Origin of the sequence: Butyrivibrio sp. FCS014 (assembly GCF_000526935.1) — a bacterium.
GTDB lineage: Bacteria > Bacillota > Clostridia > Lachnospirales > Lachnospiraceae > Butyrivibrio.
Map to the genome: position 1 here is coordinate 907,815 of NZ_JAHA01000019.1, position 23,760 is coordinate 931,574.

General features: G+C 47.6%; 18 protein-coding genes and 1 riboswitch. All 18 genes read right to left on the reverse strand.

The genetic code is table 11. The annotated features are described in order from the left end of the window. Positions 1 to 3 precede the first annotated feature (3 nt). Positions 4 to 963 (reverse strand): vWA domain-containing protein, encoded by a 960-nt coding sequence (locus tag T456_RS20555; RefSeq protein WP_081749136.1) that lies wholly within the window; start codon positions 961 to 963, stop codon positions 4 to 6. Then, positions 960 to 2,075 (reverse strand): hypothetical protein, encoded by a 1,116-nt coding sequence (locus T456_RS0116845; protein ID WP_024867177.1) that lies wholly within the window; start codon positions 2,073 to 2,075, stop codon positions 960 to 962. The genes T456_RS20555 and T456_RS0116845 overlap by 4 nt, the downstream gene beginning before the upstream one ends. Continuing rightward, on the reverse strand, positions 2,066 to 2,563 hold the full coding sequence (locus T456_RS0116850; protein WP_035802278.1) for a hypothetical protein: 498 nt from the start codon (positions 2,561 to 2,563) through the stop codon (positions 2,066 to 2,068). The genes T456_RS0116845 and T456_RS0116850 overlap by 10 nt, the downstream gene beginning before the upstream one ends. Continuing rightward, entirely contained in the window at positions 2,547 to 3,428 is an 882-nt protein-coding gene (locus T456_RS0116855; RefSeq protein WP_024867179.1) for a DUF58 domain-containing protein, read from the reverse strand. The genes T456_RS0116850 and T456_RS0116855 overlap by 17 nt, the downstream gene beginning before the upstream one ends. Then, positions 3,428 to 4,453 carry an AAA family ATPase gene (locus T456_RS0116860; protein WP_024867180.1) on the reverse strand — a complete coding sequence of 342 codons (1,026 nt, stop codon included), beginning with the start codon at positions 4,451 to 4,453 and terminating at the stop codon, positions 3,428 to 3,430. The genes T456_RS0116855 and T456_RS0116860 overlap by 1 nt, the downstream gene beginning before the upstream one ends. 18 nt (positions 4,454 to 4,471) lie before the next feature. Beyond that, entirely contained in the window at positions 4,472 to 5,335 is an 864-nt protein-coding gene (gene metF, locus T456_RS0116865) for a methylenetetrahydrofolate reductase [NAD(P)H] (RefSeq protein WP_024867181.1), read from the reverse strand. Positions 5,336 to 5,338: 3 nt separating this feature from the next. Beyond that, positions 5,339 to 6,772: an adenylosuccinate lyase gene (gene purB, locus T456_RS0116870; protein WP_024867182.1), complete on the reverse strand. Its 1,434-nt coding sequence runs from the start codon at positions 6,770 to 6,772 to the stop codon at positions 5,339 to 5,341. A 29-nt stretch (positions 6,773 to 6,801) separates the two neighbouring features. After that, positions 6,802 to 8,250: an amidophosphoribosyltransferase gene (purF, locus tag T456_RS0116875; protein ID WP_024867183.1), complete on the reverse strand. Its 1,449-nt coding sequence runs from the start codon at positions 8,248 to 8,250 to the stop codon at positions 6,802 to 6,804. A 158-nt stretch (positions 8,251 to 8,408) separates the two neighbouring features. Continuing rightward, on the reverse strand, positions 8,409 to 10,697 hold the full coding sequence (locus tag T456_RS0116880; protein ID WP_024867184.1) for a putative bifunctional diguanylate cyclase/phosphodiesterase: 2,289 nt from the start codon (positions 10,695 to 10,697) through the stop codon (positions 8,409 to 8,411). Positions 10,698 to 10,898: 201 nt separating this feature from the next. Further along, positions 10,899 to 12,092, reverse strand: a complete 1,194-nt coding sequence (locus tag T456_RS0116885; protein ID WP_024867185.1) for a hypothetical protein — start codon at positions 12,090 to 12,092, stop codon at positions 10,899 to 10,901. A gap of 1 nt (position 12,093) precedes the next feature. After that, positions 12,094 to 12,933 carry a hypothetical protein gene (locus T456_RS21660; protein ID WP_024867186.1) on the reverse strand — a complete coding sequence of 280 codons (840 nt, stop codon included), beginning with the start codon at positions 12,931 to 12,933 and terminating at the stop codon, positions 12,094 to 12,096. 24 nt (positions 12,934 to 12,957) lie between these two features. Then, positions 12,958 to 14,259, reverse strand: coding sequence for a DUF5716 family protein (locus tag T456_RS0116895; RefSeq protein ID WP_024867187.1), 1,302 nt, complete (start codon positions 14,257 to 14,259; stop codon positions 12,958 to 12,960). A gap of 6 nt (positions 14,260 to 14,265) precedes the next feature. Next, positions 14,266 to 17,853 carry a DUF5717 family protein gene (locus tag T456_RS0116900; RefSeq protein ID WP_024867188.1) on the reverse strand — a complete coding sequence of 1,196 codons (3,588 nt, stop codon included), beginning with the start codon at positions 17,851 to 17,853 and terminating at the stop codon, positions 14,266 to 14,268. A gap of 67 nt (positions 17,854 to 17,920) precedes the next feature. After that, positions 17,921 to 19,135: an ABC transporter permease gene (locus tag T456_RS0116905; RefSeq protein WP_024867189.1), complete on the reverse strand. Its 1,215-nt coding sequence runs from the start codon at positions 19,133 to 19,135 to the stop codon at positions 17,921 to 17,923. A gap of 15 nt (positions 19,136 to 19,150) precedes the next feature. Then, a complete protein-coding gene (locus T456_RS0116910; protein WP_024867190.1) occupies positions 19,151 to 20,359 on the reverse strand; it encodes an ABC transporter permease in 1,209 nt (402 codons plus the stop codon). Then, positions 20,359 to 21,912 (reverse strand): efflux RND transporter periplasmic adaptor subunit, encoded by a 1,554-nt coding sequence (locus T456_RS0116915; protein WP_024867191.1) that lies wholly within the window; start codon positions 21,910 to 21,912, stop codon positions 20,359 to 20,361. Before T456_RS0116915 ends, T456_RS0116910 begins: the two co-directional genes overlap by 1 nt. Positions 21,913 to 21,947: 35 nt before the next feature. Continuing rightward, positions 21,948 to 22,652: an ABC transporter ATP-binding protein gene (locus T456_RS0116920; RefSeq protein WP_024867192.1), complete on the reverse strand. Its 705-nt coding sequence runs from the start codon at positions 22,650 to 22,652 to the stop codon at positions 21,948 to 21,950. Positions 22,653 to 22,826: 174 nt separating this feature from the next. Further along, entirely contained in the window at positions 22,827 to 23,528 is a 702-nt protein-coding gene (gene thiT / locus T456_RS0116925; protein WP_024867193.1) for an energy-coupled thiamine transporter ThiT, read from the reverse strand. A 96-nt stretch (positions 23,529 to 23,624) separates the two neighbouring features. Next, positions 23,625 to 23,727: riboswitch (TPP riboswitch) on the reverse strand. Between the last annotated feature and the right edge of the window lie 33 nt (positions 23,728 to 23,760).

Below are 23,760 nucleotides of genomic sequence, written 5' to 3' on the forward strand. Positions count from 1 at the left end.
AACTTATAACCTCCCTCTTCTGGCTATTATGAACAGCTCGATAAGTATCATGAGAACCAGCGGCATTGCAAAGAAGTAATAGAGGTCTTTAGTGATCTCCGCTCCCTGGCCGCTTTCTATCACGGTCTTACTGGACTCCTTGATGATCTGGATGCGGCCTTTAAGGGCCTCTTTTCCGTTGTTCATGTTCTCATATTCAAGGCCAAGCTGCTCTGCGATGGTCTTAAGATTATTCTCATCAATACGGGAAATGGCATCGCCATGAGTCTTGTAATCATAGACGTTGCCGTAACGCTCTTTCATCTTGCCGCCGGTCGCAGTTCCGTAGCCCATTACCACTCCGGAATCTATATACTGTGCAAGGTCAGAATAATCCTTGAGCTTTCTGCCGTTGGTGATCTCGCCGTCACTTATATAGAAGACGATTGTCTTTCTGTTCTCCTTTTTCTGGGATGAAAGAAGAAGAGCTTCGATGTCCTGATAGGGGATGGACAGATCGCTTCCCTTGGCGTAGTAGCTGTCGGGCATGTCAAAGGTATCCATAAGGTCCCTTATATACTCAAGATCCTGGGTAAAGGGCGCCAGCACATGTGCGCTGTCATCAAAGGTAACAAGACCGAAGTTGCTTCCGGCCAGCTCATCGAGAATGTAATTCACATCAGATGTAACTCCGCTCATTCGTGTCTTGGAGCCATTGTAATCCATAGCCCACATACTGATGGTATTGTCGACGACAAAAAGCACATCCAGATTCTTGGTGGCAAACTCATACTGGCTCTCCACAATGCAGGGTCTTGCCCCCACCAGAAACGCCAGAGCATATATCAGTGACAGCCGTACCAGAGTGCCGATCTTGTCAGCCCTGTGAGCCTTATTGTTGATAATGAGAAATGCGGTGAGGACAAATAGCAGTAAAAAGCCCGCCACCAGCGCTCCCATGGGTAAAATAGGTTGAAACTTCATTTCTGTAACACCAATCCTGTCGTGCAAGCCAGTGCAAGACAAATAATCAAAATAATATACGGAATCTCCGGAAGGTCCACGGTCTGCCTGGTCATAACAACCTTGACCAGCATAGCCTCCTGCTTCTGGATATCCTGAACAATGGAGGAAACGGGAAGGTTGGCTGTCCTTACGTAGAACTTGCCTCCTGTGGTCTCCACCGCAGTCTTAAAGCCGTTAAGACATGATGAATAGCTGTACTCTTCAGGCTGATAGAACTTCTCCTCTGAAGGGAAGATACCGAACACGGTAACCTTGTTCTTCTTGCAGTAATCTGCCGCCTCCTGAAGGTTGATGACCTCTCTTCCGTAGGCATTGAGCTCATTGTCGGTGCTCATGATGATAACTCTCGTCCTCTCGGAATTACCAAGATAGGGAAAAGAGTATAAGGCGGTGCCAAGGCCCTCTCCAATGAGGGAGGATCCTCTGTACCAGTTGTCATAAAGGGTTCCCGCCTCGAAATAGTCCAGTCTCTCGTTCAGCTCCTTGAGCCTCTCCGACTTATCATCCGGAACATATCTTAAGTCATCATACACAAGAAAATAGTCCTCGTAGTACTCCTTCTGCATCTTGAAGTACTCGTTGAGTTCATCAAGTCTGTCAATGACATAGTCGTAGTCGTCAGTCAGGGGAACGTAGGTGACGGAAGAAGTATTGAAAATGCTTATTCCGAACCTGTCTCCCTCAAGGCCTGCCACAACACCCTTAAGATAATCCGTTATCTCTGAATTCAGATCGTACAGGGAATAGGAAACATCAAGGCAGAGGATGATATCTCTTTTCTTGACTCCGCTGACAGTATCGTCGGTTCTGTAGGGTCTTGCTATCAGGAAAAGACCCGCCACAACACTGCCAATGATTCCTGCCAGCATCAGGGCTGACAAGATGCGGTATCTAATGGCAAGGGAGCGATACAACGGAGAATTCTTGATTCTCGAAGTATTGGCTGCCTTGGTACCCCTGGTATATACGCCGGTTCTTTTACTGTGTATAAAGAAAAGAACAATCAGTCCCGCCACCAGCACGAAAATACTGATGATCAGGAACTTCTCATACATTAACTTCAGTTCCATGATTTGATAACTCCCATTGCCGCCTGACAGGATTTAACAAGATCCTTGTCCTTGCCCTTCTCGTCTTCGGCAAACTCAGGCACATAGTACTCTTCCATAAGCTCGTCAAGCTTTCTGATGCCCATGGCCTTAACTTCTTTTATAGTGTAATTCTCAACGTTGATTCCTGTTGCTTCGTGAACAAAGCCTCTTATCTCAGCGGAAAGGCGCTGGTAGCCATCTCTTTTGTCCAGTCTTCCTGCAGAATAGGCCACCTGTATATCATGCACCTTGCTGATATATGCCATCCTGAGCTTTTCCAGTCTCTCGGGAGTGATCTTGATATGCCGGGGCACCGGAGGTACCGCCTTTTTGACCTTAAATATCTTCATAAGCTTTGCAATCACATAAATAATGATGGCAAGGGCTGCAAGAAGAATCGCCGCAACTATCAAATAGACCCACCAGCTGTATGAAAAGGGGGCCTGTAATTCAACCGTAGTAACCATTTCTGTACCTTTCAAGCAGATCCACTGTTCTGCCTATTATATCTTCCTCAGAAGAAAGAGTCATAAGAGCCGCTCTGTTTCGCTTGCATATCTCGGAGGCATTGCCGATGATGGCTTCTCTCTGCCTTACCTCCTCCTCGTGAAGTGCCTTGCTGTGAGACAAAAAGAATCTCTCATACCTTGAAAGCTCGGTGTCAAATACATTGTCTCCCGTAAGGAAAGCATCCTCCACGTTGATGATAAGAAGATCGTGATTTGACGCAACGCTTCTGATCACGCCCTCAGAGAGCATTGAAAGCCCTTCAATATCGGTCAGAAGAAAGATGATCATTTTCTTTCTGACGGTATTTAGGACCTCGGTTAAAGTATCCACTATCGTATGATCAACATCGGATGTGATCTTACTCTCGTAGTCGTAAAGCAGCTTCTCAAGATGATCGGTTCCGGATTTAAAGTAGCTTATGTAGGAGCTTCCCTCCCCGGGATAAGCCATGGCATAATCTGCGCCGTTCCTGCCGACTATATAGGCCAAAGTTCCGAAGGTCATCAGCATAAGTTCCTTCTTGGCCTCAGCCGCAGCCGTGTCTCCCTGCATCTTGCTGCCTCTGTCGCATATGAACATAACATTGTGGCGGCGGTCCGTCATATATCTGCGGACCAGGATGGTTCCCATTCTCGATGAGGATTTCCAGTCTATGTCATGGACATCGTCACCTATCATGTATTCCTTGAGGTCATCAAACTCCATGCTTCGGCCTCTGTGAAGGGAATGAAAATCACCGTCCAGAATGTTGGAGGTCTTTTTATTTGTATAAAGAGCTACCGCCCTTCGTATCTTGGATAGGTATTCGTAATCTATTTTCATCAGGGTGCCTTCACTGAATTAACAATAGCATCGATAACTGCTTCCACGGGAACGTTGTCCGCAACCGCTGAATAGTTGAGGCCGATCCTGTGGCGGAGCACCTGGTGGCTCACCTGCTTAACATCCTCGGGAGTCACATAGGTTCTGCCCTGAATGAGGGCAACTGCCTTTGCCATCTTAAGGAAAGCGATGGAAGCTCTGGGGCTGGCACCGATCCTTACATACTTGCCAAGCTCAAGGCCCTGGATCTGGGCAGCCCGTCTGCTGGCAACAACAATGCTGGAGATGTACCACTTAATGGCATCATCAACATAAACCTTTTCGGCGATATCCTGAACCTTATCAACATCCTTGATGGTGAGAACAGGAGGAGCTACGTTGGCAATGGCTCCTGTCTCAACCCTGTTAAGGATCTCAACCTCCTCAGCAGCTGTGGGGTATGTGATCACCTCTTTTATCAGGAATCTGTCAGTCTGAGCCTCGGACAAAGGATAGGTTCCCTCCTGCTCGATGGGGTTCTGGGTGGCAATTACGATGAAAATGTCCTCAGGCATATGATAGGACTTGCCGCCAATGGTAACCTGCTTCTCCTGCATGGCCTCCAGCATCGCAGACTGGGTCTTGGCGCTGGAACGGTTTACCTCATCAAGGAGCACGAAGTTGGCAAATACGGGGCCTAAGATATTCTCAAACTTTCCTGTAGCCTGATTGTAGATCTGGGTTCCGATGATATCACCGGGCAAAAGATCCGGTGTGCACTGGATCCTTGTGAATTTACCCTCTACCGCATCAGAGATTGCCTTGGCTGCTGTGGTCTTTGCAAGACCGGGAACAGACTCAATAAGGATATGTCCGTCGGCAATGATTGAGCCGATCAGGGAAAACTTGAGCTGCTGCTGTCCCACAACCTTTGCGTCAAAGTAGGAAGAAAGCTTCCCGATAACTTCCTGGGAATAGAGGAAATCCGCCTCGGAAATATCTTCTCTGTTCTGAGGCTGATTGTTCATGTTGTTATTAACGTCCATTTTAAATCTCCAATTCTTTTACCTGATGATAGTGGAAAGGTTTCTCATGATGCCTTCCGCAATATCGGGTTTGTTCATAGAATACACGTGTATGTGGCTAACGCCGTTGGATATAAGATCGATGATCTGGTCGCTGGCGTAGATGATGCCTGCTTCCTTGAGCTTCTCGGGGTCATCCGCAAAGCGGTCAACCATGATCTTCATCTTCTGAGGTATGGTGGATCCTGAAAGAGCAACGCTTCTTGCCACCTGTCTCTTGTTGGTGATGGGCATGATTCCGGGAACCACGGGAACTTCAATCCCCTTCTCCCTGATCCTGTAGAGGAACTGATAGAGAGTTGAGTTATCAAAGAACATCTGGGTTGTCAGGAAATCACATCCCGCATCCACCTTCTCCTTGAGGTGAATAATGTCTTCGGACTGTCTCTCACACTCCACATGTCCCTCAGGATAGCAGGCTCCGCCGATGCAGAAGCTCTCATCCAGTGACTTGATGTCATAGATAAGCTCTGTGGCATGGTTGTAATCAAAAGCAATTCTGCCTTCCTTAGGGATATCTCCACGAAGGGCCATGATGTTCTCGATACCCTTTTCCCTGTAGCTTTTAACCACTTCCCTCACCAGATCCCTGGTGGAGGAAACACAGGTAAGGTGGGCAAGCACAGGAACACCGTATTTATCCTGAAGGTCAGCGGCAATATTACCTGTATTCTTGCTGGTTCCGCCGCCGGCGCCGTAGGTTACGCTCATAAAGTCCGGCTTAAGCTCAGCGATCCTGGCTGCTGCCTTCTCCACTGCTTCATAGCCGTCATCGGTCTTGGGCGGGAATACCTCGAAGGAAAGCGTAACTTCTTTATTCTTAAACAGGTCTTTTATCTTCATACTTTATACATTGATCTCGGCTGAAAGACCAAGATCCTCCTTGTTTGCTTCGATGATGGGGTTAACTACTTCCGAAAGGAACTTATCAACCTGGTGAGCGCTGCAGCCAACGTACTTCTTAGGGTCCATTGAAGCCTGAAGCTCCTCAAGGCTCAGATGGAAGGCCGGATCTGCTGCGATGAGCTCAAGAAGATTATTGTCCTTACCTTCAACTTTAACGGTCCTTCCGGCTTCCATGGAGAGCTCTCTTATCCTCTCATGAAGCTCCTGTCTGTCACCGCCTGCCTTTACTGCATCCATCATGATATTCTCTGTTGCCATGAAAGGAAGCTCAGCAAGCATGTGCTTCTCGATAACCTTGGGATAAACCACAAGTCCGTCCACTACATTTATACACAGATCAAGGACGCCGTCTGTTGCAAGGAAGCCCTCGGGAATTGAAAGCCTCTTGTTGGCTGAATCGTCAAGGGTTCTCTCGAACCACTGGGAAACCTCTGTGATGGCGGGGTTGAGCATATCTGTGATCACATATCTTGAAAGAGAGCAGATTCTCTCGCTTCTCATGGGGTTGCGCTTGTAGGCCATTGCGGAAGATCCGATCTGGCTCTTTTCGAAGGGCTCCTCAACCTCTTTGAGGTGCTGAAGAAGTCTGATGTCCTGAGCCATCTTTGTGGCTGATGAGCAGATGCCTGCAAGAACATTGATAACCTTCATGTCGATCTTACGGCTGTAGGTCTGGCCTGAAACAGCCATGCAGCCCTTGAAGCCCATCTTCTCTGCAAGCATGGGATCCAGCTTGTCTACCTTTGTGAGGTCTCCGTCGAAGAGTTCCAGGAAAGAAGCCTGTGTTCCTGTGGTTCCCTTGGAGCCCAGAAGCTTCATGTTATCAAGGACGTAATCAAGATCCTCTAAGTCTATTGTGAAATCCTGAAGCCATAAGCAGGCTCTTTTGCCAACGGTGGTAGGCTGTGCCGGCTGAAAATGTGTAAATCCAAGGGTAGGCTGATCCTTGTACTTGTCTGCAAACTTAGCCAGTTCGTTGATGACATTGATGAGTTTTTTGCGGACCAGCTTAAGGCCCTCGGTCATGATGATGATGTCCGTGTTATCGCCAACGTAGCAGCTGGTGGCGCCAAGGTGAATGATACCCTTGGCCTTGGGGCACTGCTGGCCGTATGCATATACGTGGCTCATAACGTCGTGGCGGACTTCCTTCTCTCTGGCTCTTGCCACCTCGTAGTTGATGTCCTCCTGATGAGCCTTCAGTTCCTCAATCTGCTCATCGGTTATGTTAAGGCCCAGCTCCTTCTCAATCTCAGCCAGGGCAATCCAGAGTTTCCTCCAGGTCCTGAACTTCATATCCTGGGAAAAGATGTATTGCATTTCCCTGCTGGCATATCTCTCCGATAATGGGCTGCTGTAGCGGTCTGTAGACATGTGAACTCCTCCTGTGAAAAAAAGATTTATTATTCCTCGTATTCGCCTCTGATATCCTCATTTGGCGGGTCAACCGGGTAGGTTCCTGTAAAGCATCCCTTGCAGATGCCAAGCTTTCCGCCCACCATCTCCTCGAGCCTTTCGATACCAAGATAGGCCAGGGAATCCGCACCGATTATCTTGCAGATGTCATCAATGTTCCTGTTGTAGGCAATGAGCTGGTCCCTTGCGGGAACATCCGTGCCAAAGTAGCATGGCCACAAAAACGGCGGTGAGCTGACTCTCATGTGGACCTCTTTGGCTCCTGCATCACGAAGCATCCTGACAATTCTGTCAGATGTGGTGCCCCTTACGATGGAGTCATCTATCATTATTATCCTCTTGCCCTCAACCGCGCTCCTTAAGGCATTGAGCTTGACCTGAACGCTGGATTCTCTGTTCTTCTGTTTGGGCTTGATGAAGGTTCTTCCTATATAAGAGTTCTTTACAAAGGCCTGTCCGTAGGGGATGCCTGACTCAAGGGCATAGCCAAGGGCTGCTACGTTTCCGGACTCGGGAACGCCAACAACCATGTCTGCCTCCACAGGAGAATCCATGGCAAGGAACCTTCCTGCGGCAATCCTGGCATCGTAGACGCTCACACCGTCTATGGTGCTGTCAGGTCTTGCAAAGTAAATGTATTCGAATATGCATCTTGCATGTTTGCTCTTGTTAAGGCACATGCTTTTATCTGATTTTATACCAAAATCTGGAGAAATAGTAACTATCTCTCCGGGCTCAACATCCCTTATAAAGGTTGCCCCGATGGTATCAAGGGCGCAGGTCTCGGAAGCCAAAACGTAGCAGTTCTCTCTTCTTCCTATAACAAGGGGCTTGAATCCGTAAGGATCTCTGGCTCCGATAAGCTTTCTCGGAGACATGATAACAAGGCTGTAAGCGCCCTTTATCCTCTGCATGGCCTTACCAACTGCCTCCTCAACGGACTGTGTCACCAGTCTCTCCCTGGCAATGTGATAAGCTATCACTTCCGAATCAATTGTAGTCTGGAAAATGGCACCGGTATAAGAAAGCTCATGTCTAAGCTCCGGTGCGTTGACAAGGTTACCGTTGTGGGCCATCGCAAGAGTACCCTTAACGTAATTAAGAACCAGCGGCTGGGCATTCTCTCTTGTGCTGCTGCCTGCCGTGGAATAACGGACGTGTCCGACCCCGATATCGCCCTTAAGCTTATCAAGTTCGTCCGGTGTGAAGGCCTCATTCACAAGGCCCATATCTTTGTGACTTAATACCTTACCTTTAGGGCCTTTGGTATCACTGACCGCGATACCGCAGCTCTCCTGTCCCCTGTGCTGCAAAGATACCAGCCCATAGTAAATGGAGTCTGAAACGTTGCCTCCGTCAAAGTCATACATTCCGAAGACTCCGCACTCCTCTCCCAGGTGCTTGTAAGGTTCCAATCTTTCAATATACTGCTGCATCCTATCTCCCCAAAATAGCAACAATCAACTCTTGGTACAAACACACAAATAATACCATCATCCGGCTTTCGTTTCAAGGGTTCAAAGCCTGTCAGAACATGTAAAAAAGATGCGCAAAAAGCGCACCTGAATTAAAAACAGTGGGCCATTTTCATGGCTCACTGTTTTGCAAGAAGTGCTTCAAATTCGGTTGCAGGAACAGGCTTTGAGAAATAATAGCCCTGGAACAGATTACACCCCAGCTCATTAAGGGTATCAAACTGTTCGAGTGTCTCAACGCCCTCTGTAAGGGAGATGATTCCCAGATCTTCAGATAGTTTTATGACATTTTTGACTACGATGTCAGCTCTTTTCTCATCGCTGCCCTTTCCAAGGAACTTCATGTCAATCTTGAGCACGTCAACCGGCATGTCCTTTAACATGTTAAGGGAGGAGTAGCCGCTGCCGAAGTCGTCCATCTCAACAATGAAGCCCTTTTGGCGGAAGTCTTCGAGAACCTTCATTTTATCGTCAGTATCTCTCATCATGCTGCTCTCGGTGACTTCAATCCTGAGTCTGTTAGGATCAATGGAATACTCAGCTACCATTCCGGTTATATCTGAGAGAACGTCAGTAACATAAAAATCTTTTGGGGATACGTTCACAGAAATAAACAGATTCGGATATTTCTTTTCCCAATCCGAAAGTATCCTGCAGGCTGACTTCCATATATGCTTATCAAGATCCACGATCATTCCGTTCTCTTCAAACAGCGGTATGAAATCAGCAGGGGACATAAATCCGTGTTCAGGATGGATCCACCTTGCCAGAGCCTCAGCCCCCACAATACGTCCGCTTTTGTCTACTATAGGTTGCAGATAAGGAACCACCTGGTCCTGTTCGATGGCTATTCCCAGCTGCGAGGAGAGCTCCTGCTTCCATATCATTTTATCCCTGATGCTCTTATCAAAGAACGCCACATGCTTCTTGTAGTTATCTCTTATGGAATCAAGTGCCAAAACAGCCCTGTCATACAAAACATCCACATCCGTGTCATCATCTTCTATTTCACAGAAGCCGATGTGGATCATCAGATGCTGCTCAGTATCTCCCAGCTTAACTGTAAACTTCGAGAGGTCTTCTTCCACAATATCCTGGAAGAACATATTCTTTGGAAGGCATGAACCGAAGGTATCGCCGGAAAGACGGCCATATATACATTTATCGTCCGAATATTTTCTAAGCCAGTCGGCAACCTGTATAAGCGCCGCATCACCAAAGGCTCTTCCGTAGACATCATTGAACATCTTAAAGTCAAAGATATTGATCACCGCAACATAGTAATCCTTAAGAGCTTGCTTCTGCAGCTGATCGGATATCTTCTTGAATGTATATTCCTTGTTATAGAGGCCTGTAACCGCATCATGGTTTGTTGCAAACAGTTCATTTTCTATACGGTTCTTTTCCTCGGTTATGTCTCTGACACGGATATAGGTACCAAGTTTTCTGTCCAGATCGTCGCGGAAATATCCTCTGGCTACCAGATAGTGCCTGACATTTCCCAAAGGTCCATTTGTAAATTCCGTCTCAACACTTTCAGGAAGATTATTTACCGGGCCGAAGAGCTGCATTAAGGCATGAGACATACTCTCATAGTCTTCTCCCCGGGTCTTCGTCAGTTCTTTTGCCGGATGGTTCACCCAAATACATCTGCCTTCCGGACCGTACAGGAACACCGCAACCCTTGTATCGGACACAATATCAGCCAGCATTTTATCAAGAAGTCGAAGGGGCCTGTAGTAGATGGAAAAATAGAAGATCAGGATTCCCACTACCGCAAATCCCACCATTGATCTGTCGATGGGAGTTCTTGAGAAAATGTAGAAGGTCTGCCACATTGTCCCCAGTATCATGCTCAAAAGGATAACAATATAGCGCTCTTTGTATAGTCTGTGGGCCTTTATTGTCCTTGCAACAAAGACGATCAGTACTATCAGCATAACGCCGTAACACACAATTCTGTGGAAGGTCTGGCCCAGCAGGGGATTTATGATAAAGTAGGGCTTTCCATAGGCTTCTATCTCCTGAAGAGAAAAAGCATGGCCCGTGAAGATGTTGAGAAGCATCTGAACAATATCAACAAGAAGTATGTATTTCATCCAGGAGGGCACACTCTCCCTGCCTTTTCCATGCTCACTCTTTATACGACAGTACTCATTGGTAAAATTAATAAGAGTGTACATGATAAGATCCATGCCTATGTAATAGATATAGCAGCCCACAAGAGCAGCGCTTCTTGTGGTTGCACCGATGATTATCATGTTTCCAAGAACCGGAGGAATAAGAGACAGGCAGAAAAAATGCACCTGTTTTCCGATGGGCTTGTCCGAGCGCACGGAAACAAAGCCACATATAAGTAATGTGACGATCAGCAGAGCAAATATAATAACAAAAGCTGTTCTGATCAAACGGACCCGCCTCCTGTACCCATAGTAATCCTAGAGTAATTGTATTATTACAACGTGTACTATTCAACGCATTTTAGATAAATTTAATTATGTTATTGTTTGTTTAGAAGCGGTGGGAAACAGGCGCCTGCGGCGGATTAAAAAGGGCAAAGGCAAGCCGCCGGAAAACAAAAAAAGTCGGAGGCAAACGCCTCCGACGACTTAAGCTTCAGGATACTGCTCCTCATAGCGAGATACCATATCCAGGATCTCCTGGGTGTATTTGGGATACTGGCGGGCCATGTCCTCGATCTCCATCTTGGCATTGCCGGCCACCACATCACGGTTGTATTCCATTCTCTTTCTAAGAGACTGGCGCTGGACGTTGAGGCTGTGCCTTATCTCAACCTCTTCGTTGTGGTTTACAAGGGCTTCGGCCTGATGGATCCAGATCTCGGGGTCTCTTACACGGAAGTGGCGAAGCATGTATACCAGATCTTTCTCATTGGTATCAAGAAGTTTCCTGGCATCCTCGAATTTCTCACGTTCCTCCCTTTCCTTGAGATACCTGTCGTAGAGGTCCGACAGCTCTTTTGAACTGTTGACCCTGTATTTAAGGCACAGATAATCTATAAGGTTGGTATTGTTGACATACCTGATCTTCACTGAATTCTGGAGCATTATAAGTCTCGAAATGGACTTGCCAACACTCTTAAGCTCCACAACCGCGTTGGTGTTGTGGAAATACAGAACGGTAATCCCCACCGCAGCCAGAAGGATCGTGATCATATAGCCGTAGATAACGTTAAGGGAAAGTCCGTACTGCAGGAACAAAAGAAATATTATTATCACCACCAGTGATACGGAAATGGCGATCATAAGTCTTTTGGTGTTCTCGATGGTGCTGTGAAGCTCCTCCTCGCGGTATAGATAGGCCTCATGCTCACCGTCAAGACGCTTTAGGTCGTTCCTTATCTTCTTCTGATACTCCTCGGCTTCATGGAGCTTCTTGGCCCCTTCCCTTGCAGCGGACTGAAGCCTGTCCATATGCTCGAATTCCTCATCGGTCATCCGGCTCTTGCGGCGGGCGAACTTCTCCTGCTGCTCCTGGGACTCCAGGATCTTCATGGCACAGTCGTTGATCTCAGCTCTCTGCTCAGGGGGCAGTGCATCGATCTCCTCCATGTCCCTTAAGTGACTGGTGACATCGTTGTACTCAAGCTCCAGAGCATCCAGCTCTCTTGAGGCCTCCTGCATCTGCTGCAGACAGCTGTTTATGTACTCTCTTCTCTGGACCGGGTCGTCCATATCAAGAGCCTTCCTGGTATAGACAATGTCATTCCAGTTCTGAAGCTCTGCCTGCTTCGCCCAGTCCTCTTCCTTAGATTTGCCGGTAAAGACATCAAATAGTCCCATATCACTTCTTGTCCTTTACAAGTTCCCTGTACTCCGCCTTAAGCTCCTCCGTCATCTGCCCGATCTGATCGTAATACTCGTGCATCTTACCCTCGGCTTTGATAACGGACAATGTTCCGATAGCGTGATTATCATCACTGGCAGCATAGAGCTGCTCAGCCTCATTCATTCTCTTTTCTATTTCCATTGACGCCTCGTAGGCATCATCATTGTCAGCGATAAAAGAGATATATTCCTTATTGGACAGGTTCATCCTCACTGCTGACAGATACTGGAGATAGGATTCTTTTCTGCCCCAGTCCTCATATGCCTTAAGGAACATGTCAGCTGCCTTTCCGAACAGGAACAGCCTTGCGTACATAACGCCCTCGTTGTGCTCGATCCTGCCCCGAAGCTGCCTGTCTATGTCGGGAGTGTTGGCCAGAAGGAACTCATATTCTTTGAAAGCCATGTTGTATCTGCCGTTCTTCATAAGGAAATCCGCCCTGGCCAGCTTCTTCCTGTAGATGTCCATGCCGGCGTTCTCACGAAGGATTTCCTCTGTCCTGTCAACTTCCCTTCTGGTGTTGTAGCCAACATAATCAAGGATCGTTCCTGCCAGGGAAGCCATGGAGCATCTCTTGGCAGCCATGCTTCTAAGCTCATCCGCAAGCTTCGCAAGAGAGCACTCATACTCTATCCAGTCAAAAAGATCCCTGTCAAAGCTCTCCTCATCCAGAAGAAACGCATTCCTGACGATGCAGTAGCACAACTCCTCTATGCAGTAAACGTTTCTGCCGATCTTCTCAATATGATATGGTGTTTTGGCATAACTTCCTATGCAAAGGATAGGTTTGCTCATAGGTATCTCCATTCATCACAATAGTTACAGTTCTATGGTCTGCTCCCATACCTTGCCGGTTGCCGGGAACAGCTCTCCGAATCCAAGGTCCGTGACCTTGATATTGACGTCGCTTACGCTGCTCATGTCCATGTTTATCCGAAGCCTTGTGGTACCCTGAGGCCTCTTTTCAAGCCCGTCCAGATAAAACTGCACAACCCTTGGCATCTTGCCGGTAAGGGGCGTCACCTCGATGTTGAGAATGCCGCTGGGATCCATAATGATATCAAGGCTCGTCTGGGCCTCATACCAGTTTACTCCCGCATCCAGCAGCGCATAGTACACTTCCGTGCCGCACTTAAGGAGCTTCATGCCAAGATTTGACTTAAGCTTGTCCTCTCCCAGGAACACGAATTTCCCTGTATTTGCGCTGGGGCGTATCCTCTCTCTTGCGGCAATGCTGGCCCCCTTGCTAAAGAGGTTGTTGCCCTGGAACACACGCCTTGTCCTGCACAAAAACTCCAGGGATCTCTTGGTCCACTTCTCGTGGAACCCGTCTCCCAAAAGGAACACGGTAGATATCACCTTGTCCCCGCATACCTTCTGCATAATGGTCAGAAACTCGTCATCCAGCCTGTCGCAGGTCTTATGGAAAAGAGCCGCCTCCTTAGGGAAGCCTTCCGGCCCGATCTTAAGGTCATCAAAGCTGTTCACATCAATGGTGGCAACCACGGGTTTGGTCCTGTAGTTGAGGCTCATCTCGTAAACCAACAGCGTCTCAAGATCATAATCACAGGCCAGCACCGCATGCCTTGTCAGCTCGTCGGGCTGATAGAGCATGTAATTGTAGAAGCTCTCCTCGTGGCTCTGGTAAAAGACATTCCGGGTCTTGAGCTCCAGAGCTGTGGTCACCGCATTGAGCACCTGCACCATCCTGTGATCCAGTGATTTTGTGGTAAACATGATGGCATCCACGTTGTCCATGGACAGCTCCATAGACAAAAGTGAAAGACTTCTCTTAACAAAAAGAGTAAGAAGAGCGATGGGGTCGTACTCAGACTCCCCAACCATAACGGGTTTGCCGTTCTTGGCCGCTGCGATCAGATTGTCCACAGCGATGCCGTCCCCTTCCTCGATGTGCCTTACGGCTTCCTTGCCGTAGAACCACTGGTTCACATCACGTCTTTTGCAAAGGATCGTGGGAATATTATAAAGTTCGGAACCGGCCAGTACCGACAAAGTCTCCGGCATATCCGCATCGGAGGCCAGGTAACTTATCTGGGAAACCTTCTCTCCCAGATCATACCCCAGTACAAACCGCTTTTCTTCAGAATTTCCAAAAAGCATCCTTTATTATCCTTCCGCTTCCTCATCTTCTATAGGATAAAAGAGTTTATCGCTGATAAATCTCCTCTTGTAATACTCAGACATAAGGTTGTCCACGGTGCCGTAATCCTGCAGGGTCTCGCCGATCATGATGTCGTTGATCATAGAAAAGCGCCCTGTGAGATGCTCCTTGACGATATCACTCTTTTGAATGGTACCGCTCTCGGTATGAGTGCCCTCGTCATTGCCCTCCTCGGTGATGTAGTACTGCATCTGCTCGCCGAAGAACAGCACAAATTCAGTCACATAGATGCCATCGTACATCTCCTGCATCTGCCTTACATGATATTCATTGCCGGCATCATTGGCCAGCCTGTAATGAACAACGCACCTGGCCCCGGGAGTTGTCTTGTACTCCAGCATGGTCTTGTCGATGAACTGGACCATATCCGGCAGTATATCCTGATACTCCTGATAGAAGGGGAATACTATATTTCTTGAAAGCAGTTCCTTCAGGAAAAGAGCCGCCACCTTCTCGTTGATCTCCTCCTCAGAGCTGCTCTCCCCTGCATAATATCTAAGATATGCCAGCTTGCAGATCTCCTGTATAGGCATATTATCGAGAGCCATCTTCTCGATGCGCTCAAAAACATATCTGTCCGTAACCTTGTTCTTCACAAAGCTGTCATAGGCACTCTGGGCAAGGAAAGCCATCTCTATGTCAGAGTTGGAGCCGCTTTGAACATAGGACTTGAAGACCTCGATCTTCTCTCCGATATAAGCTCCGCTGTAGAGCATCTGAACCAGCATTCTCTCGCCAAGTCCGTACGTATCAATGCCAAAGGACTCCGCTGCTCTCCAGATATCCCTCATCTCCTTGATGGTTCCCCTGAAGTTCTCCACCAAATAGGCAAGTAGCTGCTCGTCATACTTGCCGCTCTTAAAGGCGCTGTGGGCTATATTCAGCTCTTTTTCTGAGGCATCAAGAAGGCCCCGGTCAAGAAGTCTTACGCAAAGGCGAAGAATTATTCTCGGGTCAATGCCGTAGGTGCCAAAGAGAGTGATCCACTCAAGAGCCTTGTCGTACAGCCCCGACAATACCATGATCTCCAGGATCTCATTCCTTGCGCCGGTTCCCAGCTCCCCAAGGTCCATCTCCATAAGGTATTCCGTGAGCTGCCTTGTAAAGTCATTGTCGTAATAGAACCTGATGAGATTGCTGCGGATCTCGTTTCTGCTGCTCTTTCTTACAAACTCGGATTCCGCAAGATCTCTGTATCTGCTAACGTTATCCATGTCGATGGTATAGGCGTTTTTGCCAAGGTCGCACAGGAAAAGATCAAGGTTCTCACGACCCTTCTGGATGTAGGGGATCGTAAATGCAGCAAGCTTCCCGGGAAGCATCATCTTGGTATTGGTGTGTGGCACGGAAACCCCGTATCTGTTGTCATCGCGGTCCGTAAGGAGCACAGCATAATCACTGCCGTACAGAGGCACGTAGGCGCAGCCATCCGACATTGAGTATTTCATTTCCCGCTCCAGCTTGTCGTAAACCACCACGACACCGCTGATGCGCTTATCATCGGTCATTATCTCCGAGGTAAAGAGAATGCTAAGAACCTTGGATGCATTGGTGGCATCCACCATCTGCCTTGTAAGCATGTTTTTGTAAAGGTAGGCCAGATCTTTGTTGATCCTGCCCTTATCGAGCTGAGCCAGAAGATACTTCTCTATCTGAGGAAGGTATGACTCGTAGAGCTCCGGGTATTCCTCCCTGTTCTCGTGAACATATCTGTAGAGAATGGCGTTCTTGTCGTATTCTAAGTCGCTCTGGTAGGAGAAATACATAAGGACCATCCTGCTGATCTCGCAGGGAAGAAGGCCGTTCTCATCGGTGTAGATGGACATCATGTAGTACTCGTAGAGCCTTGTTATGCGAAGCTGCCTGTCTACGCCCTTCTCATACCACTCAAAGGCGTATCTGTCTGTCTTGCCGCCCTTAATAAGCAGCGAAACTATGGCCTCAAGGACCTCATCGCTGACTCTAATCTCGTAGCAGGCCTTGAGGATCCTGAAGAGCCTGTTATCAAAGTTCCTTACTCTGAGAGACAGGTACACTATCTGGTCTATAAGATTCAGGCTGATGATCTTCCTCTTTGCTCCGTACTCAAGCACATAGAGCTCGTACTCATCAAGCCTTGTGAGGATCGAAGGCGAGTCATTAAGAAGGTTCATGGACTCAAGATACAGGATCGGGCTTCTGCAGCCAAAGGAAAACTGCTCCTCCAGAACCATCCACTTTCTGGGAGTGCTGGCGCTGTACTCCTCGGCTATATAGAGGAGAAGCCAGGCAATACGCCAATTGTCATGATTTCTTCTGAAGATTCCCTCAAGCCTCTCGGAGATATCATTGATAAATGCATCCTCCCTGCTGCAGAGGGTGGAAAGATACAGATAATAGCTGTACAGGGTGTCTCCCGGTGCCTCTTCTACTTCTCTTGCGGCCTGGTCCAGTATCCACTTGCCCTCGTTCACGCGTCCCGCAGTGATGTAGTAATGGGCGGTGTAAAGCCTTGTCTCTAAGTCCTTGTCGTCTATGGCATTCATCTTGGTGATGATCTTGCCGGTCTCGGAGAGCCACTCCCTGGACTTTATCTTCTTGCAGCTGAAATTCTCATATATCCTGACAAGGTCCACCAGAAGCTTTTTCTTTTCCTGATAATCGGATGTAAGATGTCTTCCGGAAAGCTCCACAACCACCGTAACAGGAATCTCCAGGGTCACAAAGAAGTTATGAAGAATGATCTTGCCGTAGTTCCTGCCCTCGTGAAGATTCTCCGGGCAGATCCTGAGCTTTATCCTGCAGGAGCTTCCGGAGAAGTCATCCTCTGTAAGCTCTGTTCTGTCGAGGGTTATGAAGTCTCCGTCAACCTCGGTACTAAGGCTCGTGTAGCCCCAGCCGTTTCTTGTTATGATGATTCCGTGATCGTGGGTAAGTCCGTTAAAGTCGATCAGAAGCTCCCCGGGCTCTGCCACATATTGAACCGGCTGCTTCTTGTTGATGGAAATAAGAAATTCCTCTACGTTCTGGATGTTGTCGGGATTGGTGGACAGTCCCCTGTAAAGGCTCTCGTACTGGGCATCGTTGCCCCTGAATATTGAAATGAACTCACGGGAATAAAAGAGGTTTACCGCCTCATTCCAGTCAGACTTTGCCAGATTTGCAAAATGAAAAAGATTCTTGATGTCACCGAGGCTGGATGCAATATGATCCAGACGCACGGTAACTACGAAGGGCAGAACATACTCACCCTGATTGGATATGATCCTGAAATCCCCCTTGATAACATCCCCCTGGGAAAGCCCCTGCCCGTCGAATCTGTAAGAAAGCTCATAGGGAGAGCCGGAAAACTCCTCAGCAAGGACATTCATCCTTATCTCAGTAGAAGTAACAATTCCGTAGGTGGGATCATTCTCCGGTCCGAAGATGGTAAAAGAGCCCTCAACAGACTCCCCGGGAATAATGGACAGCTCAACTCTCGCAGTGGAGAAGTCAAGACTCCGCTGCGTATATTTATATTTACCCTGAAGTAACTGGTCAATTATTTCTCTCACAACTCACCCCAAAAAAACAATTTATCCAGTATAGTATACCATAAAGCGTCCAGTCGGGCGAAGAAGGTTACTCGGTTCTGAGGGCCTCGATAGGGTCGAGGTCGGCCGCTCTTTTGGCAGGGTAGATGCCGAAGAAAAGACCTATGGCGGTGGAGATGGCTACTACGATGGCCACAAGGGCGGGGTTAACCGTAAAGGAGAAGCCTACGACCTTGCAGATGATGAAGGATACTGTAAGGCCGAAGATGATTCCGATGATACCGCCTACGAAGGTGAGAATGGCGGCTTCAGCAAGGAACTGGGTCAGTATGGAGGAGGTTCTTGCTCCAAGGGACTTTCTGATGCCGATCTCTCGGGTTCTCTCTGTTACGGATACTGTCATGATATTCATAACGCCGATTCCGCCTACCAGAAGGGAAATGGCTGCAATGATGGCTACAACAGATGTGATGATGTCCAGGATGGCGTTGGTGGTCTGGTCAAAGCCGGCGCCGGAGGAGATCTTCACTGCGTTCTCGCCCCGAAGTCCCATGATGTTCTCAACAACGGCTCTGGTCTGGGCAAGAACGGCCTGCTTGTCCTCATTGTCAAGGTACATGGTGAACCCGGTGATCATGTTGTCCACATCAAAGTTAAAGGATTCGCATACTGAGGTGTATGGTCCTTCAGCCAGTACCATGGCTTCATCGCCGAAGCTGGAATAGGCCATATCCATGGGTGTGTCCTCCCTGATTCCGATTACGGTAAACTCCTGGGTAAGATCGTTGGCAGTGAGTTCTACAGTGTTTCCAACCGCCTCCTCGTAGCCAAACACAAGATTTGACATGGTCTGGCTTATAACAAGAACGTTCTTGGCATCATCCACGTCACTGTCTCCATAATATCTCCCGTGAACAATGGTCACGCCGGAGCTGTTCTCTGCTGCCGGCTTTCCTCCGGAAACATAAACGTCGTAGGACCCTTTTCTGCCCTTGACACTTCCGAAAACATTGACAGTGGGCGATATTCCGAAGATCCTGGATATGCTTGACTCAATCTGATCAATCTGTTCTCTGGTAAAAGTCTTATCAGTCTTGGTATCATCAAGGGATACTGAAATAGTGGTGGCTCCGATGGAGTCCATCTCACTGTTTACCGTAGCCTTCATGCCATCACCGATAATAAGTACCGTAATCACCGCTGAAATACCGATGATAATGCCAAGCATGGTCAGAAATGATCTGCCCTTGTTGTTCCTGATACTGGCTAATGCACTTTTTATATACTCTCCGAAAGTTCCCATATTAGTCCTCAAACATCACAGTCTCAGTGCATCGATAGGCTTCATCTTGGCTGCCTTCCTTGCAGGATACAGTCCGAAGAAAAGACCTATCATAATGGAGAAAAGAGCTGCTCCTCCAACTGAAGTGGGTGTGATGATAACATCAAAGCCTATGGCTGTACAAATAAGATGAGCCGCAATGATCCCGAGAATAATACCTACGATTCCTCCAAGAAGCGTAAGGATCGCAGCCTCAGATAAAAACTGCGTCATTATGGCACCGGTACTTGCGCCGATGGATTTTCTTATGCCAATCTCTCTGGTCCTCTCGGTAACGGATACAAGCATTATATTCATAACGCCGATTCCGCCTACCACAAGGGAAATAACCGATACCAGAAGAAGGAAGCTCTGAGCGTAACCCAGGATCTGATTAAGCTGATCCGCAAAATCCGCCATGCTGTATGCGCTTAAGGCACTTGTCCCCCTGAGGCCATGTGCATTTATAAGCAGATTCTCTGCCTTGCTTACGGAATCCGAAAGGGTCTGCTGGTCATCAAAAAGAAGCAGTGAAGAAAACTGCTCGGTGTCGTAATCAAAGTCCGCTCCCAGTGCGGTATATGGCATCTCAATCTGAGCGTAATATTCCTGTCCCTCCATAAGGAAGGTATACATCTCATTCATGTGATCGCGAAGGCCGATAACGGTGTAGGTAGCCGTCTTACCATATACGGTGATATCTAACTCCATGCCCACGGCATCCTCTGTTCCGAAGATCTTCTTGGCATCATCAAGAAGCATTACGCAGACTCTCTGGGAAGAATCCACCTGCTGCTTGTTAAAATAGCTGCCTTTCACAATGCCGTTGCTTAAATAGTTCTCAAGGCTCTCCGCACCACCGGATATACTGGCACTGAAGGTACCTTTTCTGCCGGTTACCTTACCGTAGGAGGTAAAATCCGGTGAAACGCCCTTTATATCAGGCAGTGCCTCCTCAAGGTTGGCAATGTCATCCCTTGTGAAGCGCTCTGAAGTCTTACTTGTATTGATATTAAGCTGTCCGTAGTTACCGGCAATGTCGTTGAGCTGGCTTTTTACAAATTCGCTCATACCATTACCCAGGGCAACGACAGCAATAACCGCGGCAATACCGATGACTATGCCCAGCATGGTCATCAGTGTTCTATAGCCGTTTCCTATTATCTGTTTAATTGCGCTTTTAAAATACTCGCCAAATTTTCCCATTACTGTACCTGTACAGGCATACCCTCTGTAAGGGTGCTTACATCCGATGAAATAACCGCATCGCCATTAGAGAGGCCTTCTGTTATCTCTGCTTCTGTGCTGTTTGAAATTCCTATTGTGACATTCTTTCTGGTGACAATGCCGTTCTCCACTACATACACATAATCACCTGTAGAATCTGTCTGAACATATTCGTAAGGAAGAACAATCGTGTTCTCTGCCTTTTCTGCGTGGATCTTGTTGTTGGCCTCAACCCCGAGGATTATCTCATCATCAGGATTTGTGACAACAATAACCGTATCAACAACTGCCACGCCGTTGGCATTCTTTGTAGCTGTTCCGGAGATCTTGGAAATCTCACCCTCATAGGTCTTGTTGTTAATTGTTACATCAACCTTCTGTCCAACGGAGATCTTGGGAAGGTCACTCTTTGAAACCTGAATCGCAACCTGAACTTCATCAAGATTTGCCAGAGTAACAACCATGGAACCTGCGGTAACGGTTGCTCCGTCCACTACATTGGCGGGAATAGCTGTAACAACGCCGTTGAATTCTGCAGACACTCCTGCTCTGGCTTCCTCAATCTTGGAGAGGGTATCCTCCTGATTGAGCTGGGTAGTATCAAGTGCTGCCTTGGCAGACTGAACATTACCGCCGCTCACCTTTAAGCTTTTGGCTTCACCAAGGCGTGATGCTTCATCCTTAAGTGCAGTAATCTGATCCTGCCAGGCAATGATCTGAGGATCTCTTGTAAGGGCTGCTGTAGCATCTGTCAGCGCTTCCTGAGTCTGGAGATACATCTCGTTTCCGTCACTGTCTTTTCTGTCTGTAGCAGCATAGCCCTCAGCTGAGTCAGACACCCTGTTCTGGTTGTAGTCCATCTGGACTTTTTTAAGCTCATCTATAGTCTGATTGATCCTGTTCTGTTTCTCTGTTATCTGCTTATTTACAGCTTCTATCTCATTGGTTATCTGATCGATCCTGTCATTTATCTGAGCCAGAGTCATGGTGTTGGCATATCCCTGCGCTGCCGAAGATGCGGTGGCACCTGCAGCTGTGGCACTATAGCTTCCCTTTGCCTGTTTGATTGCAAGCTCCGCATTCTTCTGGGCCAGGTCCAGTGCTTCCTGATCATAGGTATAGAGCATATCTCCGGTCTTTACCTTGTCTCCAACCTTAACGTTGATCTTCTCAAGAGGTGCGGTTACATCCGAGAAAAAGCTCTTACTCTCTGCGCTCTGAACGGTACCGGAAATGGAAATAACATTCTCAATGGTGCCCTGAGCAGCGGCATAGGTCTCAACATATACAACAGAGTTCTTCTTGCTGTTCAGGACTCCTGCAATGATCCCGATAGCGGCAAGGGCCACTATTCCCAGAACAACATAGCGCTTTTTGAACTTTTTCTTTTTGCCTGCGGAGTCTGACAGATCGGTGGTATCGTAATCTTCATAGACCTCCATCTCCGATCCGGTGGTCTCCTTTATCTCGTTGTTTACTTCAGGCTGCTCGGTTACAGAAGTATCCTGCTTAACTTCATCCACTTTAGACATTTCGTTCCTCCATACACTCTTTTCTTCTATAACAATCAGATCTCATCCTTATATTCGGGATTTTTAATATCGCTCTGTATCATTCCGTCCGAGATGGTGATTATCCTCTTGGCCTGCTTGGCAATACCGGGGTCATGGGTGATGATGATGACCGTTCTGCCCTCATGATAGAGCCTCTTTATGATCCTTATTATCTCCTTTGTGGAGTGGGTATCAAGGTTACCTGTGGGCTCATCCGCAAGAAGAATAGGCGGTGCCTGGGCGATGGCCCTTGCGATGGCAACCCTCTGCTGCTGTCCGCCGGACATCTCACTGGGCTTGTGAGTCTTTCTCTTTTCAAGGCCCACGCTGTTAAGTGCGGCATTGGCAAGGCGCAGTCTCTCCTTCTTGGAAACTCCTCTGTATATAAGAGGAAGCTCCACATTTTCCAAAGCTGTCAGTGACGGTATAAGATTGAATCCCTGAAAAATAAATCCTATCTCCCTGTTCCTGATGTCTGACTGTTCATCGTCAGACATGTGAGAAACATCCTGCCCATGGAGAAAATACTTGCCGCTGGTGGGGGTATCAAGACACCCAAGCATGTTCATAAGTGTGGACTTTCCGGATCCGGACTGGCCGATAATGGCCACAAATTCGCCCTCTCCGATGGTCAGATTTACATGGCTCAAAGCTCTGACCTCATTTTCCCCGGGATTATATATCTTGCTTACGTCTTTTATTTCAACGAGTTTCTTCATTTACATCTCCCGATTGCTAAAAAATACACAAACTTCATTATATAGTATGATATTTCATGAATAAAAGAAAGTACGGCCCATGCTAAATTTAATAAAATTTTTATAAAAAAAATGGTGCACAATCTATTTAGATTGTACACCATATTCTCCCTCAATCAATACCGCAGATCTACTTTATCCAAGTGATACCTGATTTCTTATTTCTTTTTCCTGTGCCTCAGCCTTTACTCGATAGATAGCCTCATGTACAACAGGGATCAAAAGAACTATCACTGTGATCGCACTCTCCGCAGCAAGGTAAGAGCCGTTGTAAGCTGCTGAGTAAGCTAAAGGTGACATATTCTCGGGAGCGTAATCCGCAAAGAATACCACGCCTGAAAGTGTCGCAAAGAAGAATCTTCCGAAGACTGCAAGAAGATAACCCTTGATCATTCCGCCCTTCTTGTTATAGAAGAAACCTGAAAGTCCCAGAGCTGTGAATGCAAGGATATAATCGCACAGAAGCTGGGGAATGCTGATGATGTAGGGATCAACCACAAGCTGCAAAAGTCCGTAGGCAAAGGCAGATGCAAGACCGATCCTGGGTCCGTACAGGTAGCCGATGAATGCCACAAAGAACATGCTGAAAAATGTTACGGAGCCGCCCATGGGCAGTTTGAAAAGCTTGATATTTGACAAAACGAAGGCCAATGCCAGGCAAAGAGCAGAAACCGTTGTCTGCTTGATGCTCATTTTGAACTTGCCGTCTTTGTTAAGGAAATAGCTGATTGCAAGAAACGCCAGAACCGCAAGCGCAATGATCAGGGCATATCCTCCTTTGGTTATGTTGTAGGTAACATAACCGTCCTCTGTTACTTTCTCCAAAAATAAACTCATAAAAAAATCCTCCCTTGTTGTCATTGACTTTCGGGGAGGATACCATATCCTTGCTACCTGCATAAACACTGCCATATATGATATAATCAAGTGGCATTGCAAGTAAATAAGCTTCCCTACGCCGGTATTATCCGGGTCAGGTAATAAGGGTTAGACGTTTGAAACGTACACTCTCAGCATTGCTCCCCTAGCGGTCTGTTAAATTCATTTACATTAAACTCTCATGGAAAGG

Coding starts and splice junctions, on each gene's coding strand:
- T456_RS0116860 (WP_024867180.1), bottom strand. CDS start 4,453: ATGGACGTTAATAACAACATGAACAATCAGCCTCAGAACAGAGAAGAT.
- thiT (WP_024867193.1), bottom strand. CDS start 23,528: ATGAGTTTATTTTTGGAGAAAGTAACAGAGGACGGTTATGTTACCTAC.
- T456_RS0116910 (WP_024867190.1), bottom strand. CDS start 20,359: ATGGGAAAATTTGGCGAGTATTTTAAAAGCGCAATTAAACAGATAATA.
- T456_RS0116905 (WP_024867189.1), bottom strand. CDS start 19,135: ATGGGAACTTTCGGAGAGTATATAAAAAGTGCATTAGCCAGTATCAGG.
- purB (WP_024867182.1), bottom strand. CDS start 6,772: ATGTCTACAGACCGCTACAGCAGCCCATTATCGGAGAGATATGCCAGC.
- T456_RS0116855 (WP_024867179.1), bottom strand. CDS start 3,428: ATGAAAATAGATTACGAATACCTATCCAAGATACGAAGGGCGGTAGCT.
- T456_RS21660 (WP_024867186.1), bottom strand. CDS start 12,933: ATGAGCAAACCTATCCTTTGCATAGGAAGTTATGCCAAAACACCATAT.
- T456_RS0116850 (WP_035802278.1), bottom strand. CDS start 2,563: ATGGTTACTACGGTTGAATTACAGGCCCCCTTTTCATACAGCTGGTGG.
- T456_RS0116920 (WP_024867192.1), bottom strand. CDS start 22,652: ATGAAGAAACTCGTTGAAATAAAAGACGTAAGCAAGATATATAATCCC.
- metF (WP_024867181.1), bottom strand. CDS start 5,335: ATGAAGATAAAAGACCTGTTTAAGAATAAAGAAGTTACGCTTTCCTTC.
- T456_RS0116915 (WP_024867191.1), bottom strand. CDS start 21,912: ATGTCTAAAGTGGATGAAGTTAAGCAGGATACTTCTGTAACCGAGCAG.
- purF (WP_024867183.1), bottom strand. CDS start 8,250: ATGCAGCAGTATATTGAAAGATTGGAACCTTACAAGCACCTGGGAGAG.
- T456_RS0116895 (WP_024867187.1), bottom strand. CDS start 14,259: ATGCTTTTTGGAAATTCTGAAGAAAAGCGGTTTGTACTGGGGTATGAT.
- T456_RS20555 (WP_081749136.1), bottom strand. CDS start 963: ATGAAGTTTCAACCTATTTTACCCATGGGAGCGCTGGTGGCGGGCTTT.
- T456_RS0116845 (WP_024867177.1), bottom strand. CDS start 2,075: ATGGAACTGAAGTTAATGTATGAGAAGTTCCTGATCATCAGTATTTTC.
- T456_RS0116885 (WP_024867185.1), bottom strand. CDS start 12,092: ATGGGACTATTTGATGTCTTTACCGGCAAATCTAAGGAAGAGGACTGG.